Annotated in this window: 11 protein-coding genes; 6 read left to right on the top strand and 5 right to left on the bottom strand. The window is 58.0% G+C overall.

What is annotated here, in order from left to right; all coding sequences use genetic code 11:
• On the top strand, positions 1-861 hold the full coding sequence (locus tag ACOTXL_RS21205) for an L-ribulose-5-phosphate 3-epimerase (RefSeq protein ID WP_022652034.1): 861 nt from the start codon (positions 1-3) through the stop codon (positions 859-861).
• On the top strand, positions 855-1550 hold the full coding sequence (araD, locus tag ACOTXL_RS21200; RefSeq protein ID WP_045350930.1) for an L-ribulose-5-phosphate 4-epimerase: 696 nt from the start codon (positions 855-857) through the stop codon (positions 1548-1550). The genes ACOTXL_RS21205 and araD overlap by 7 nt, the downstream gene beginning before the upstream one ends.
• On the opposite strand, the gene ACOTXL_RS21195 is transcribed toward araD, so the two are convergent.
• Positions 1551-2369: an AraC family transcriptional regulator gene (locus ACOTXL_RS21195; RefSeq protein ID WP_022652035.1), complete on the bottom strand. Its 819-nt coding sequence runs from the start codon at positions 2367-2369 to the stop codon at positions 1551-1553. It abuts the gene before it with no gap.
• A 226-nt stretch (positions 2370-2595) separates the two neighbouring features.
• Between ACOTXL_RS21195 and ACOTXL_RS21190 the strand changes: the two genes are divergently transcribed.
• Both ACOTXL_RS21190 and ACOTXL_RS21185 read left to right on the top strand, forming a co-directional pair.
• Positions 2596-3996 (top strand): MFS transporter, encoded by a 1401-nt coding sequence (locus ACOTXL_RS21190; RefSeq protein ID WP_045331993.1) that lies wholly within the window; start codon positions 2596-2598, stop codon positions 3994-3996.
• Positions 3997-4006: 10 nt separating this feature from the next.
• Entirely contained in the window at positions 4007-5956 is a 1950-nt protein-coding gene (locus ACOTXL_RS21185) for a glycoside hydrolase family 127 protein (protein WP_045350929.1), read from the top strand.
• A gap of 137 nt (positions 5957-6093) precedes the next feature.
• On the opposite strand, the gene aldB is transcribed toward ACOTXL_RS21185, so the two are convergent.
• The gene (gene aldB, locus ACOTXL_RS21180) at positions 6094-7632 is read right to left on the bottom strand and encodes an aldehyde dehydrogenase AldB (protein WP_022652038.1); all 1539 of its coding nucleotides are present in this window, start codon (positions 7630-7632) and stop codon (positions 6094-6096) included.
• A gap of 166 nt (positions 7633-7798) precedes the next feature.
• Between aldB and ACOTXL_RS21175 the strand changes: the two genes are divergently transcribed.
• Positions 7799-8683: an ROK family protein gene (locus ACOTXL_RS21175; protein ID WP_003860164.1), complete on the top strand. Its 885-nt coding sequence runs from the start codon at positions 7799-7801 to the stop codon at positions 8681-8683.
• A gap of 3 nt (positions 8684-8686) precedes the next feature.
• Here ACOTXL_RS21175 and selB read toward each other — a convergent pair whose 3' ends face one another.
• The 3 genes from selB to ACOTXL_RS21160 all read right to left on the bottom strand — a co-directional run bounded on the left by selB (position 8687) and on the right by ACOTXL_RS21160 (position 12619).
• Positions 8687-10525, bottom strand: a complete 1839-nt coding sequence (gene selB, locus ACOTXL_RS21170) for a selenocysteine-specific translation elongation factor (RefSeq protein WP_045350928.1) — start codon at positions 10523-10525, stop codon at positions 8687-8689.
• Positions 10522-11907, bottom strand: coding sequence for an L-seryl-tRNA(Sec) selenium transferase (gene selA / locus ACOTXL_RS21165; protein WP_022652040.1), 1386 nt, complete (start codon positions 11905-11907; stop codon positions 10522-10524). The genes selB and selA overlap by 4 nt, the downstream gene beginning before the upstream one ends.
• A 103-nt stretch (positions 11908-12010) precedes the next feature.
• On the bottom strand, positions 12011-12619 hold the full coding sequence (locus ACOTXL_RS21160; protein WP_015572763.1) for a glutathione S-transferase: 609 nt from the start codon (positions 12617-12619) through the stop codon (positions 12011-12013).
• A gap of 436 nt (positions 12620-13055) precedes the next feature.
• On the opposite strand from ACOTXL_RS21160, the gene ACOTXL_RS21155 reads away from it, so the two are divergent.
• Positions 13056-14963, top strand: a complete 1908-nt coding sequence (locus ACOTXL_RS21155; RefSeq protein WP_023323873.1) for a PTS mannitol transporter subunit IICBA — start codon at positions 13056-13058, stop codon at positions 14961-14963.
• Positions 14964-15006 lie beyond the last annotated feature (43 nt).

The following is a 15006-nucleotide window of genomic DNA, read 5'->3' as shown; positions in this document are numbered from 1 at the left end:
ATGCGTCAGCATCCGTTAGGCATTTACGAAAAAGCGCTGCCAAAAGATCTCTCCTGGCCGGAGCGCCTGGTTCTGGCAAAAAGCTGCGGCTTCGATTTTGTGGAGATGTCGGTGGATGAGACCGACGAGCGTTTATCGCGCCTTGAATGGAGTACCACGCAGCGCGCCTCTCTGGTGGAAGCGATGCTGGAGACCGGCGTGGCGATCCCGTCGATGTGCTTGTCTGCCCACCGTCGCTTCCCGTTTGGCAGCCGCGAAGAAATCGTGCGCGAACGTGCCCGCGAGATCATGACCAAAGCCATCCGGCTGGCCCGTGATTTGGGTATTCGCACCATCCAGCTTGCGGGTTATGACGTGTACTACGAGGAGCATGACGAGGGCACGCAACAGCGCTTTGCCGAAGGGCTGGCGTGGGCCGTGGAGCAGGCTGCCGCCGCACAGGTAATGCTGGCGGTAGAGATCATGGACACCGCGTTTATGAACTCCATCAGCAAGTGGAAAAAGTGGGACGACATGCTCGCCTCGCCGTGGTTCAGCGTTTACCCGGACGTCGGCAACCTGAGCGCGTGGGGCAACGACGTCACCGCCGAGCTGACGCTGGGCATTGACCGCATCGCCGCTATCCACCTGAAAGATACCCGGCCCGTAACCGAAAAAAGCCCCGGCCAGTTCCGCGACGTGCCGTTTGGCGAGGGCTGCGTCGATTTCGTTGGCGTGTTTAACACGCTGAATCAACTTAACTATCGCGGCGCATTTCTGATTGAAATGTGGACCGAGAAAGCCAAAGAGCCGGTACTGGAGATCATCCAGGCGCGCCGCTGGATTGAAGCCCGAATGCAGGAAGGAGGCATGACATGTTAGAACAACTCAAAGCCGAGGTGCTGGCGGCAAATCTCGCCCTGCCCGCCCACCAGCTGGTGACGTTCACCTGGGGCAACGTCAGCGCTGTTGACCGTGACAGCGGCATGATGGTGATCAAACCATCCGGCGTGGAGTACGACGTGATGACCGCAGAAGATATGGTGGTGGTAAATATCGCCACGGGTAAAGTGGTCGAGGGGAGTAAAAAACCCTCCTCCGACACCCCGACCCATCTCTCGCTGTATCGTCGTTACCCGGAAATTGGCGGCATTGTGCATACCCATTCCCGCCACGCCACCATCTGGTCGCAGGCGGGGCAGGATTTACCCGCGTGGGGCACAACGCACGCGGACTATTTCTACGGTGCGATCCCCTGCACGCGGCTGATGACCCCGGCTGAAATCGCGGGTGAATATGAATACCAGACGGGGGAAGTCATTATCAAAACCTTCGAGGAGCGCGACATAAGCCCGATGCAGGTCCCGGCGGTGCTGGTTCATTCTCACGGCCCGTTTGCCTGGGGCAAAGACGCTGCCGATGCGGTACACAATGCCGTGGTGCTGGAAGAGTGCGCCTATATGGGGCTTTTCTCACGCCAGCTTGCACCACAGCTTCCGGTTATGCAGCAGGAATTGCTGGATAAGCATTACCTGCGCAAGCATGGCGCAAATGCCTATTACGGCCAGTGATCATCCAGAATTAATATGCTCTTTACAATACCGCCGTTTCCAGACGGCGGGCGTTAACCCGGTATGTTTCGAGAATATTTGCCGGAAATAACCCACGTCATTAAAACCGCACCGGGCGGCCACTTCAGTTAATGAGGCCGCATCGTTCAGCAGCAGTTTTTCAGCGGCCCTGACGCGCTGGCGGTGAATTGCCTCCGTCAGGGTTAAATGAAACGTCCGGCGAAATACTCGTCCCAGATAATCGGCGTTGCAGTGCAGCTCTTTCGCCAGCTGTGAAGTGGACAGGGGCAAATGAAAGTGCGTGCGGATAAGCTGCTTGGCCTTCCACGCCATTGCTGCGCCCGCATCATCCGCTTTATCTTCATATCCCGGCGAGAGCGATATCTGCTGCAAAATTAACAGCAAAATTATCTCCAGCGCCTGGCTACGCTGTAATTTTTCCTGCTCGCTTAAAAACTGACGGAATAACGCAATAACATATTGCGGATCCCGCACGCTACAGTGTTGCTCAATCGACAGCGGCGTCGCGCCTGGCAACACCGGCAAGCGTTCATCCACCTCAAAATGCAGCCAGTAAAATTTGAGATCGTCCGGAAAATCTTCCACGCCGACATGCCGTCGCTTCGGCCAAAGTAATAAACTCTCGCCAGCGTTTACCTCAAACAGCGTATTTTCCTCCTGGATCGTTAATGTCCCTTTTTCGACAAAAATTATCTCCCATGAAGATAATTTTCGTGCGGGATGACGGCCCACGCCCCGGGAGATAAATAACCCGCCATTTTGAACCCTGATCGGAAGTGCTATGGATAATTCAAGCATGGATATTCATTTTTCCGCTTTTATGGTGGCTAATATTGTCTTTATCCCTTGATTATTAATAAATATCAGCAGAACGGCTCGATCAAACTCACAGTTTTATCATCAGGTCGGAATTGTCACCTTTTTATACTTTTCCCTTCCCTTGTTGGTCTGCCCGTTGAATGCAGAATAAATGGGGTACCTTGCACAAATACGATAAAAAAATCGTTTATCGAGGAGTTACCCCATGACTTCCACACCGATTACAGACGCAGAAGTTGCAAAACAGGCAGCCGATGAACGGCTGTCAGTCCGCGAGAAAATTGGCTACGGCCTGGGCGACGCGGGCGGCACGGTAATTACCTGCCTGATCATGAACTTCCTGACCTTTTTCTATACCGATGTATTTGGCCTGACGCCCGCGCTGGTGGGCACGCTGTTTATTGCCCTTCGGGTATTTGACGCGATTTCCGATCCGGTGATGGGCGTGATTGCCGACCGCACGCAGAGCCGCTGGGGGCGTTTTCGTCCGTGGCAGCTGTGGGTCGCGCTTCCTATCGGGATCGTCGGCGTGCTGACCTTCACCGTCCCGGACGCCAGCATGGGCGTGAAAATCGCCTGGGCGTTCGGCACCTATCTGTTGCTTTCAGTGGGCTATACCGCCATCAACGTGCCGTATTGCGCGCTGATCAACACCATGACCACCCGCCACAACGAGGTTATATCCTGCCAGTCCTGGCGCTTCGTACTGTGCGGCGTGGCGGGCTTTCTGGTCTCCGTTGGCCTGCCGTGGCTGGTGTCAGAGCTGGGACAGGGCAATACCGCCCGGGGTTATCAGTTGGGCGTTGGCGTGCTGTGCGCCATCGCTGTGGTGATGTTCCTGTGCTGCTTCTTCTGGGTGCGCGAGCGCGTCCCGCTTGCGCTGATGGGTAAATTCACCCTGCGCGAGCACCTGGCTGGCCTGCGGAAAAACGATCAGCTGCTGCTGATGCTGGTGATGTCGTTTCTGCTGATCAACGTCTTCAACATTCGCGGCGGCGGATACATGTATTTCATCACCTACGTGCTTCAGGGCAGCACGGCGTACACCTCGCTGTTTTTCACCATGGTGACCTTTGCTGCCATTCTGGGCGCGGTGATCGTCAGCCCGCTGTCGCGGCGGATTGATACCGTCAAACTCTACTACTACACCAACCTGGTACTTGCTGCGCTTGCGGTGGGAATGTGGTTCCTGCCGGGTGGCCCGGCGCACCAGACGCTCTGGCTGATCGTGATTTTAAGTAACGGCGTGATCCTGGGCTTCACCCTGCCGCTGCACTTCTCACTGATGGCCTTTGCCGATGATTACGGCGAATGGAAAACCGGCGTGCGCTCCTCGGGGATGAACTTCGCCTTCAATCTGTTTTTCATCAAGCTCGCGTGGGCATCCAGCGCCGGGATCATCAGCCTGGTGTTTATTGCCGTGGCCTATCAGCCAGGCGCGGGTAACCAGACGCCCGCCTCATTGCAGGGCATCACCGCCATGGAGACGCTGCTCCCTGCCCTTTTCCACCTGCTGCTGGCGGTCGCTATCCGCTGGTGCAGGCTTAACAATCCCGTGATGTCGCGCATTGCCACCGATTTGCGCCAGCGTCATGTACAGTCCTGAGGAGAACGATATGACCATAATGGAAGCCGACCTGCATCAGCTGAAAATCAACGACCCGTTTCTTGGTCAGTACCAACGGCTGGTCCGCGATGTGGTGATCCCCTACCAGTGGGATGCGCTTAACGATCGCGTGGCAGAGGCCGAACCCAGCCACGCCATCGCCAACTTCCGCATCGCGGCCGGTCTGGAACAGGGGGAGTTCTACGGGATGGTCTTTCAGGACAGCGACGTGGCGAAATGGCTCGAAGCCGTGGCGTGGTCGCTGTGCCAGAAGCCGGATGCTGAACTGGAAAAAACCGCCGACGAGGTGATCGAGCTGGTCGCAGCGGCGCAGTGTGAAGATGGCTATCTCAATACCTATTTCACGGTGAAAGCACCGGCCGAGCGCTGGACCAATCTGGCCGAATGCCACGAACTGTACTGCGCCGGGCATATGATTGAAGCGGGCGTGGCGTATTTCCAGGGAACCGGAAAGCGCCGCCTGCTGGACGTGGTGTGCAGGCTGGCGGATCATATCGACAGCGTGTTTGGCCCGGGCGAAAACCAGCTGCACGGCTATCCGGGCCACCCGGAAATCGAGCTGGCGCTGATGCGGCTGTACGACGTCACGCAGGAGCCACGCTATCTCAATCTGGTGAAATACTTTATTGAGGAACGCGGCGCGCAGCCTCACTTCTACGATATCGAATACGAGAAGCGCGGCAGAACGTCATACTGGAACACCTATGGCCCGGCGTGGATGGTCAAGGACAAAGCCTACAGCCAGGCACATCAGCCGCTTGCCGAACAACAAACGGCCATCGGCCACGCCGTGCGTTTTGTCTATCTGATGGCGGGCATGGCGCATCTGGCGCGCCTGAGCAACGACGAGGGGAAACGTCAGGATTGCCTGCGGCTGTGGAACAACATGGCACAGCGCCAGCTGTACATCACCGGCGGGATTGGCTCCCAAAGCAGCGGCGAGGCGTTCAGCAGCGATTACGATCTGCCCAACGATACGGTCTACGCCGAAAGCTGCGCCTCCATCGGCCTGATGATGTTTGCCCGCCGGATGCTGGAGATGGAGGCGGACGGCCACTACGCCGACGTGATGGAGCGCGCGCTGTACAACACGGTGCTGGGCGGCATGGCGCTGGACGGTAAGCATTTCTTTTATGTGAATCCGCTGGAAGTGCACCCGAAAACCCTGTCCTTTAACCATATCTATGACCACGTCAAACCGGTGCGCCAGCGCTGGTTCGGCTGTGCCTGTTGCCCGCCGAATATTGCGCGCGTGCTGACCTCGCTGGGGCACTACATTTATACCGTTCGCCCGGACGCGCTGTTGATCAACCTGTACGTGGGGAACGACGTCGCCATTCCGGTTGGGGATAACATCCTCCAGCTGCGGATTAGCGGGAACTATCCGTGGCATGAGCAGGTGAAAATCGAGATTACCTCACCAGTTCCGGTGACTCACACGCTGGCCCTGAGGCTGCCGGACTGGTGTGCGGAACCGGCTGTTTCGCTCAATGGTCAGGCCATTACAGGCGAGGTCTCCCGTGGATACTTATACCTCAACCGCAGCTGGCAGGAAGGCGACACGCTGACGCTGACGTTACCGATGCCGGTCCGCCGCGTGTACGGCAACCCGCAGGTGCGCCAGCAGGCGGGGAAAGTCGCATTGCAGCGTGGGCCGCTGATTTACTGCCTGGAAGAAGCCGATAACGGCGCAAATCTGCATAACCTTTCTTTGCCCCAGGACAGCGCGTTTCGGGTATTTGAAGGCAAAGGCATTTTCGCGCACAAGATGCTGATTCAGGCGGAAGGGATCGGGTGTCAGGCGAAGGACACTGATGCCCTGTGGCAGTACGACCACTCACCGGTAGAACGTCAGCCCCGGACGCTGACCTTTATTCCGTGGTTCAGCTGGGCAAACCGGGGGGAAGGGGAAATGCGGATATGGGTGGATGAAAGCTGAATAACTGCGGCCTGTTGCCCTCACCCCAGCCCTCTCCCACGGGAGAGGGAGTAAAAAGTAGGCCGGGTAAGGCGAAGCCGCCACCCGGCTTTAACCCGGCTCAGGCCACGCCACCCGGGACGGCCTGAGCCCGGAGATTAAAACAACCCCAGCGGTTTATCGGAGTAGCTGACCAACAGACATTTCGTTTGCTGGTAGTGCTCCAGCATCATCTTATGGGTTTCACGCCCGATGCCCGACTGCTTGTAGCCGCCAAACGCCGCATGAGCCGGATAGGCGTGATAGCAGTTTGTCCATACGCGTCCGGCCTGAATGCCCCGGCCCATTTTATAGGCCAGATTACCGTTACGGCTCCAGACGCCCGCCCCCAGGCCATACTGCGTGTCGTTGGCGAGCTCCAGCGCCTCGTCCATGGTTTTAAACGTGGTGACGGCCAGCACCGGTCCAAAAATTTCCTCCTGGAAAACGCGCATGTTGTTCTTACCGAACAGGATAGTCGGCTCAAGGTAGTAGCCCTCCTGCAAATCGCCGCCCAGCACCTTACGACGACCGCCGGTCAACACATCGGCCCCCTCTTTTTTACCGATATCAATATAGTTGAGGATGGTTTCCAGCTGGCCATGCGATACCTGCGCCCCCATCTGGGTAACGTTATCCAGCGGATTACCGCTGCGAATCGACTCCACGCGCCGAATCGCCCGCTCCATAAAGCGCTCATAAATGGATTCCTGCACCAGCGCGCGGCTCGGACAGGTGCAGACTTCACCCTGGTTGAACGCGAACAGCGCAAACCCTTCCAGCGCTTTGTCGAAGAAGGCGTCCTCTTCGTCCATCACGTCGGCAAAGAAGATGTTCGGCGATTTGCCGCCCAGCTCGAGCGTGACCGGAATGATGTTCTGGGTCGCGTACTGCATGATCTGCTGGCCCACTTCCGTTGAGCCGGTGAACGCCACTTTGGCGATACGTTTTGAGGTAGCCAGATATTCGCCGATCTCTCCCCCGGCCCCGTTGACCACGTTAATGACCCCCGGCGGCAACAGGTCGCCAATCACCTCCATCAGCAGCAGTACCGAAAGCGGCGTTAAGCGAGCGGGTTTCAGCACAACGCAGTTACCCGCCGCCAGCGCGGGCGCCATTTTCCAGCTCGCCATCAGCAGCGGGAAGTTCCACGGAATAATTTGCCCCACCACGCCGAGCGGCTCGTGGAAGTGATACGCCACGGTATCTTTGTCAACTTCACTTATTCCCCCCTCCTGGGCACGAATGCAGGACGCAAAATAGCGGAAATGGTCAATCGCCAGCGGCACGTCCGCCACCATGGTTTCCCGGATCGGCTTGCCGTTGTCCCACGTTTCTGCGGTCGCCAGCAGCTCCAGATTCTGCTCCATCCGATCGGCGATTTTGAACAAAATGGCCGCTCTGTCCTGAACGGACGTTTGTCCCCACTTATCTTTCGCCTTATGCGCCGCATCCAGCGCTAAATCGATATCCCGCTTGCCCGAACTGGCAATTTCACACAACGGCTGGCCGGTAACGGGCGTCAGGTTGGAATAGTATTCACCGTCGACGGGCGCCACCCAGTCGCCGCCAATAAAGTTGTCATAGCGGGGCTTCAGCTTAAGGGGAAAACCATACTCGCCTGGCTGGATACGCGATGAGGGAGGATTGTTTGTCATGACCGTCTCCTTGCAGTAGGTGTACAACAAGGGTAGTTCCGGCTGGTGGTTTTCTCGCCTGTCGGTAACGGGTTTACGAGCCGTATCACGGATTACCGTACTTTACGTTTCGTTTCTGCCGCCAGAGCCATACTTAATAGCTCAGGGGCTCATGAGGAACGATGCAATGCAGCTATTTATCGGCTTTGACGTGGGCGGAACCCACATCAAACACGGCGTGATTAACGAAAACGGCGAAGAACTGACATCCGATGAATATGATACGCCTGACGATGAAAGCACCTTCAAACAGAAGTGGAAAGCGGTGGTGGATAAGTACCGCCAGGAGCATGAGATCGTCGGCATCGGCGTGAGTTTTCCGGGCCACATCAATCACCATACCGGCGAAGCGGCCAAGGCCGGGGCGCTGGATTACCTTGACGGTGAAAACCTGTGCGAGCTTTTCGCACAGCTGACCGATCTCCCCGTAACAACCGAAAATGACGCCAACTGCGCGGCGCTGGGCGAACGCTGGCAGGGCGCCGGCAAGGACTATGAGCATTTTGTCTGCATCACCATCGGCACCGGCATCGGCGGCGGTATCGTCATGGAGGGCGATCTCTACCGTGGGTCGCACTACCGGGCGGGTGAGTTTGGCGTGCTGCCCGTTGGCAACAACGGCGAGCCGATGCACGAAGTAGCGTCCGCCAGCGGCCTGATGAAAGCCTGCCGCCGTGCGCTGGCCGTGTCGGAAGATGAGATGCCTGACGGTGAGGAGCTGTTTAAACGCATGGACAGCGACGTGCATCTGCGTGAGGCCATAGAAGAGTGGGCGCATTTCCTCTCGCGGGGCATCTACAGCGTGATCTCCATGTTTGATCCGCAGGCGGTGCTGATTGGCGGCGGCATTAGCGAGCAGGAGAAAATCTATCTCCTGCTGGATAAATACCTACAGCGATTCGAGGAGTGGGAGGCGCTCCGGGTGCCCATCCTTCCCTGCGAGCTGGGTAACCAGGCGGGGAGGCTGGGCGCGGTCTGGCTGGCTAAGCAGAAACAGGCGCGCAGCGCTTAACGCTTACGGAAATAACTGCGCGTCGCGTAGCACATGGTCATTGCCACGACGACGCGTAAACCCGATGCGGTTGAAATACTCCAGGATCTGAATCGCCAGTTTGCGTCCCACATTCAGCCGATCGCGGAAGTCTGCGGCGCAGGTTGATCCGCGCGCCTGATCCAGCTCCCGGATCAGGTTCGCAAACGCTACGATCCGATCGTTGCGGTAATAACGATCTTTCACGATCGCCACAATCATCCCCTGCTGTGCCGCATGGCGCAGTACCTGACGCATCAGCTGCTCATCGGTATTGGTTTCACGCGCCAGATCGCGCACCCACCACGGTTCATCGCCAAACAGCGCCGCCACTTTTTGCCAGACCGCGTCCTGCTCAGCGGTAAAACCGGCCTTGTGTTCCGGCAGGTGTAGCCAGCCGTGATGACTTGCAATCACGCCGCTTTCACGCATGTTTTCAATCAGCAACAGCACCAGCGCGTCGTCTTCCATGGGCAACGCCATGCGCCGCAGACGTTCACGACCCGGACCGGGCTCATCCTGATGCTGTTCATGGTAGGTCGCCAGCGTGCTCAGCACTTTGCGCTGCCAGCGCGCCGCCACCGGCGCGTTCAGCAGGCTGTTTCCGGCCTGAATAAAACCTGGCTCCTGCGTCAGAAGACGCAATCCTTCGCCGCTGAGCTGGCGCGCCCAGGCGAACGCCGCCAGATCCACCGCGCCACGCTCAAGGTGGATATCTAACGCAGACTTATCATCGCGGGTCTGGGCCAGCGCGGCCAGCCACTGTAAATACTCGGGCTTACGCTTGCCGCGACGGGGCGGATCCAGCATGACCACGCGCGCGCCCGCCAGCGTTTCCCGCGCCGAAATATCGCGCAGAACCAGGCGGTCGTTATCCGCCAGCCAGAGCGGGGAGTCGAACACCAGTTCGGCGAGATCGTTTTCCAGCAGCGACACGCGTCCGGTGATGTGGCTGGCCGCGTGGTGGATATGCAGCGGCTGCCACTGGGTCAGCGGCGTATGGGTCTGGAGAGAAACGATAATCCGTTCAGAGGGCTCCGGCGGCGCGTCGGCCAGCAACCAGTCGCCGCGGTTAAGCTGGTCTTTTTCGGCATCACCGGCAATATTCAGCGCGATACGCTGCCCGGCGTGGGCCTGTTCCACCGGCTGGTTTTGCGCATGAAGCCCGCGCACGCGCATCGGTTTGTTCACGCCCGTCAGCCACAGGGTATCGCCCACGTTCACTTCCCCGCTCAGCGCGGTACCGGTCACCACCAGCCCAGCCCCTTTCACGGTAAACGCCCTGTCGATCGCCAGACGGAAGCGGTGATGGCTGGCCTGTTCACGAGACGGGATCTGCTGCAAATGGTTGCGAAGAGCATCGATACCGCGGCCTTCTGTCGCTACGGTGACAAACAGTGCGACATCCTTAAAACCGTATTCACTCAGCGCCGCCAGCACCTCTTGACGCACCTCGTCGATACGCGCCTCCTCCACACGGTCCGCTTTGGTGAGGGCGACGGTCAACTGCGGGTTTCCCGTCAGCTGGAGGATCGCCAGATGCTCGCGCGTTTGCGCCATCACCCCGTCATCGCACGCGACCACCAGCAGGGCGTGATCGATCCCGCCCACGCCCGCGAGCATATTGGAAAGAAACTTCTCGTGGCCGGGCACGTCGATAAAGCCCAGCACGCGACCGTCGGGCTGCGGCCAGTAGGCGTAACCCAGGTCAATGGTCATGCCGCGCTTTTTCTCTTCCGGCAGGCGATCGGCATTCACGCCCGTAATGGCCTGCAATAACGTGGTTTTGCCGTGGTCAACGTGACCGGCGGTGGCAATAATCATTTCAACATCATCTCCAGAAACCGCACTTCATCTTCCAGACAGCGTAAATCCAGCCACATGCGCCCGTCACCGATCCGGCCAATCACCGGCGTCGGTAATGCGCGCCAGCGCGCCGACAGCGCCTCAAGCTGGCTTCCGCGTCCGTCGCGCGGGGTGAACGTCAGCGCTTCGCTCGGTAACCTGTCCACCGGCAGCGAGCCGCTGCCAATTTGCGACAGGCAAGGCTCGATACGAACTTCAAACTCAGGGTAATGAGGAGCAACCTGCGGCAGTAGCGCTTCCGCCTGCGCGCGAACAGAGGCCGCATCACGGCTCAGCAAACGCAACGTGGGCAGGCGGTCAGCCAGTTTCTCCGGGTGGAGATAGAGCCGCAGCGTGGCTTCCAGCGCGGCCAGCGTCATTTTATCGGCACGCAGGGCGCGCTTCAGCGGATGCTGCTGTAGCTGCGCAATCAGCTCGCGCCTGCCGACGATAATACCCGCCTGCGGCCCGCCCAGCAGTTTATCGCCAGAGAAACTGACCAGGCTTACGCCCGCGGCAACCATTTCCTGCACCATTGGCTCTTTTGGCAGACCATACTGGCGCATATCCACCAGCGACCCACTGCCAAGATCGGCAATCACCGGCACGTTTAGCTCGCGCCCGATGGCGGCCAGTTCAGCCTCTTCCACCGTTTTGGTGAAACCCTCAATGTGGTAATTGCTGGTATGCACTTTCATCAGCAGGGCGGTGTTTTCATTCACCGCCGCGCGATAATCTTTTGCATGGGTACGGTTAGTTGTGCCCACTTCATGCAGCGTGCAGCCCGCCTGCCGCATGACGTCCGGAATACGAAACGCCCCGCCGATCTCCACCAGCTCGCCGCGAGAGACGACAACCTCTTTTCCGCTTGCGGTGGCCGCCAGCATTAACAGCACCGCCGCCGCGTTGTTATTCACAATGCAGGCATCTTCCGCGCCGGTGATCTGGCAGAGAAGATCCGCCAGCGCGCGATCGCGATGTCCGCGCCCGGCGCCGTCCAGATCGTACTCCAGCGTCACCGGCGAGCGCATGGCCCGGGTGACGGCCTCTATTGCCTCTTCTGCCTGCTGTGCCCGGCCCAGATTGGTGTGCAGAACCGTGCCTGTCAGGTTAATAACCGGGCGCAACGCGCTTTGCGCGTGCTTGCTCAACCTCCTTTCAACTTCCTGCGCCCATGCCTCGCACCAGCCGGGTAGCGCGTTCTCAGCCTGAATATGGCGACGCGCATCGTCCTGAAGCTGGCGTAGCATGTCGACCGTTGCAGTATGGCCAAACTGCTCCAGCACCGCAGTGATGCGCGGGTCACGAAGCAGACGATCGGTAGCGGGGATCTGGCTGTAGAGGGAATGATGAGTAGTCATGAATGCGCCTGGCGAGTAAATATCTTCCCCCCTCCCGACGGGAGAGGGAGTTAACATGTGGGGGGATTGTACCGCCTCCCGCCAGGAAGTGTTATAACCCGCATCAAGCCTTTGGCGGTTCAGTCCGGGCGAAACTTTCGCGCTGGAAGAGCGTCTCCGCCAGTTTGACCAGCAGCGGACGATCCACGCACCAGCCCGGCGAGACGCGGCGGAAATTGAGGTAACCGATGGCGCAGGCGATGGCGATCGTCGCCAGATTCAGGCTATCGCTCTGAATTTTCCCGTCGCGGATCAGCTGTTCGCACATATCCAGGCTGCGGCTGATTTTTTCGCGCTGGCGCAGCAGCTCATTTTCTGACTGCTGGGCGGCGGGCCTTGCCTGCTCGCGTACGGACGTTAATGCCGCATCCATAATGCCATCCGCCAGGGCTTCAATTTGCTTCATCGCCAGCGCTGCTTTTGGATCCGCCGGCAGCATGGCTGGCGCAACGCCAAGCAGCTCGATGTACTCCGCAATGATCGGGGAATCAAACCAGTAGTCGCCCTCGTCCGTTACCAGCGCCGGGACTTTCCCCAGCGGGTTGTACTGCGCAACGCCGTTCTCTGCGTTGTAGGGTTGTTCATTTACGAATTCAAATTCAATCCCTTTCTCCAGCAGGAGAATCGAAATCTTACGCACGAAAGGACTTGTATAACTGCCGATGAGTTTCATTGCCTATCCTTAATGCCCACAAAGAGGTCAGTATGGATCAAGCCGTGGTAAAAGGCAGGTGTGCGTATCGCATTCCTGTCGTGAGGGGATACGGGAGAAATCTGCATAAAAATATTTTGTGAATCAAATCACAATCTGAAAACAAACAGCCAACTTAACATTGTGATATTAATCACAAAAACCCGCCCATTTTGGCGTAATTCTGAACGATGTATTTTTTTTACACACTCATTATGTGATCGCGATCACTTCATTAATGTCCTCACCCCCTACATTCATGTGATTCAGATCACACAAAATTTCGCTGTCTGGACAGTTGAACGATTCAGTGCCAGATTTCACAGCATCAGAACAGGGCCCGGCTACCTCTGCCGCCGCACATTAACGATAAACCTCGGGCCACAAGCCTAAGCGTAAACATAAGAAGGGGTGTTTTATGTCATCCGATTTAAAGATCAAAGTGCAAAGCTTTGGTCGTTTCCTCAGCAACATGGTGATGCCAAATATCGGCGCGTTTATCGCGTGGGGTATTATCACCGCATTATTTATTCCGACAGGGTGGTTGCCTAACGAAACGCTGGCGAAACTTGTTGGCCCAATGATTACGTACCTGCTGCCGCTGCTCATCGGTTATACCGGTGGTCGTCTGGTGGGCGGTGACCGTGGTGGCGTCGTGGGTGCCATCACAACCATGGGGGTGATCGTCGGTGCGGATATGCCGATGTTCCTCGGTGCGATGATTGCCGGTCCTCTGGGCGGCTGGGCAATCAAGAAATTTGACGTCTGGGTTGATGGCAAGATCAAATCCGGCTTCGAAATGCTGGTGAACAACTTCTCTGCGGGCATCATCGGGATGATCCTCGCGATTCTGGCGTTCCTCGGCATTGGCCCTGCGGTTGAAGTGCTCTCCAAGCTGCTGGCGGCGGGCGTTAACTTCATGGTGGCGCATGACATGCTGCCGCTGGCGTCAATCTTCGTTGAACCGGCGAAAATCCTGTTCCTGAACAACGCCATCAACCACGGTATCTTCTCGCCGCTGGGTATTCAGCAGTCTCACGATCTCGGCAAGTCCATCTTCTTCCTGATTGAAGCGAACCCGGGTCCGGGTATGGGCGTTCTGCTGGCATATATGTTCTTCGGTCGCGGCAGCGCGAAGCAGTCTGCTGGCGGCGCGGCAATCATCCACTTCCTGGGCGGTATTCACGAAATTTACTTCCCGTACGTGCTGATGAACCCACGCCTGATCCTGGCCGTTATCCTCGGCGGTATGACCGGCGTGTTCACCCTGAGTGTACTGGGCGGCGGTCTGGTCTCTCCTGCTTCTCCGGGCTCTATCCTGGCGGTGCTGGCGATGACCCCAAAAGGCGCCTACTTCGCGAACATCGCGGCGATCTGTGCGGCCATGGCGGTCTCCTTCGTGGCCTCCGCTATCCTGCTGAAAACCAGCAAGGTGAAAGAAGACGACGATATCGAAGCGGCAACCCGTCGTATGCATGACATGAAAGCCGAATCCAAAGGCGCAACGCCGCTGGCGGCAGGCGATGTCTCTAACGACCTGAGCCACGTTCGTAAAATCATCGTGGCCTGTGATGCCGGTATGGGCTCCAGCGCAATGGGTGCGGGCGTGCTGCGTAAGAAAGTGCAGGATGCGGGTCTGACCAACATCTCCGTCACCAACAGCGCGATTAACAGCCTGCCGCCGGACGTTGACCTGGTGATCACGCACCGCGATCTGACCGAACGCGCTATGCGTCAGGTACCGCAGGCGCAGCACATTTCCCTGACCAACTTCCTCGACAGCGGCCTGTACACGAGCCTGACCGAACGTCTGGTGGCGGCGCAGCGCCATGAAGATAACGAAGTGAAAGTACGTACCAGCCTGCAAGACAGCTTCGACGAGAGCAACGCGCATCTGTTCAAACTGGGCGCAGAAAACATCTTCCTTGGCCGCACGGCGACCAATAAAGAAGAGGCCATTCGCTTCGCCGGTGAGCAGCTGGTGAAAGGTGGCTACGTTCAGCCGGAATACGTTGAGGCGATGCTGGAGCGTGAAAAGCTGACCCCAACCTACCTGGGTGAATCCATCGCGGTTCCACACGGTACGGTGGAAGCCAAAGACCGCGTGCTGAAAACCGGCGTGGTGTTCTGTCAGTATCCTGATGGCGTGCGCTTCGGTGAAGAAGAGGACGACATCGCCCGTCTGGTGATTGGTATCGCCGCTCGCAACAACGAGCATATCCAGGTGATTACCAGCCTGACCAACGCGCTGGATGACGAAACGGTTATTGAGCGTCTGGCCAACACCACCAGCGTTGAAGAAGTTCTGGCCCTGCTTAACAAATAACGGTACTCCTCCCTCTCCCCCCGGGGAGAGGGCTAGGGTGAGG

Origin of the sequence: Enterobacter cloacae complex sp. IR5402, from assembly GCF_049238125.1 — a bacterium.
Lineage (GTDB): Bacteria > Pseudomonadota > Gammaproteobacteria > Enterobacterales > Enterobacteriaceae > Enterobacter > Enterobacter hormaechei_C.
This window is presented reverse-complemented; position numbering and strand designations above follow the sequence as displayed.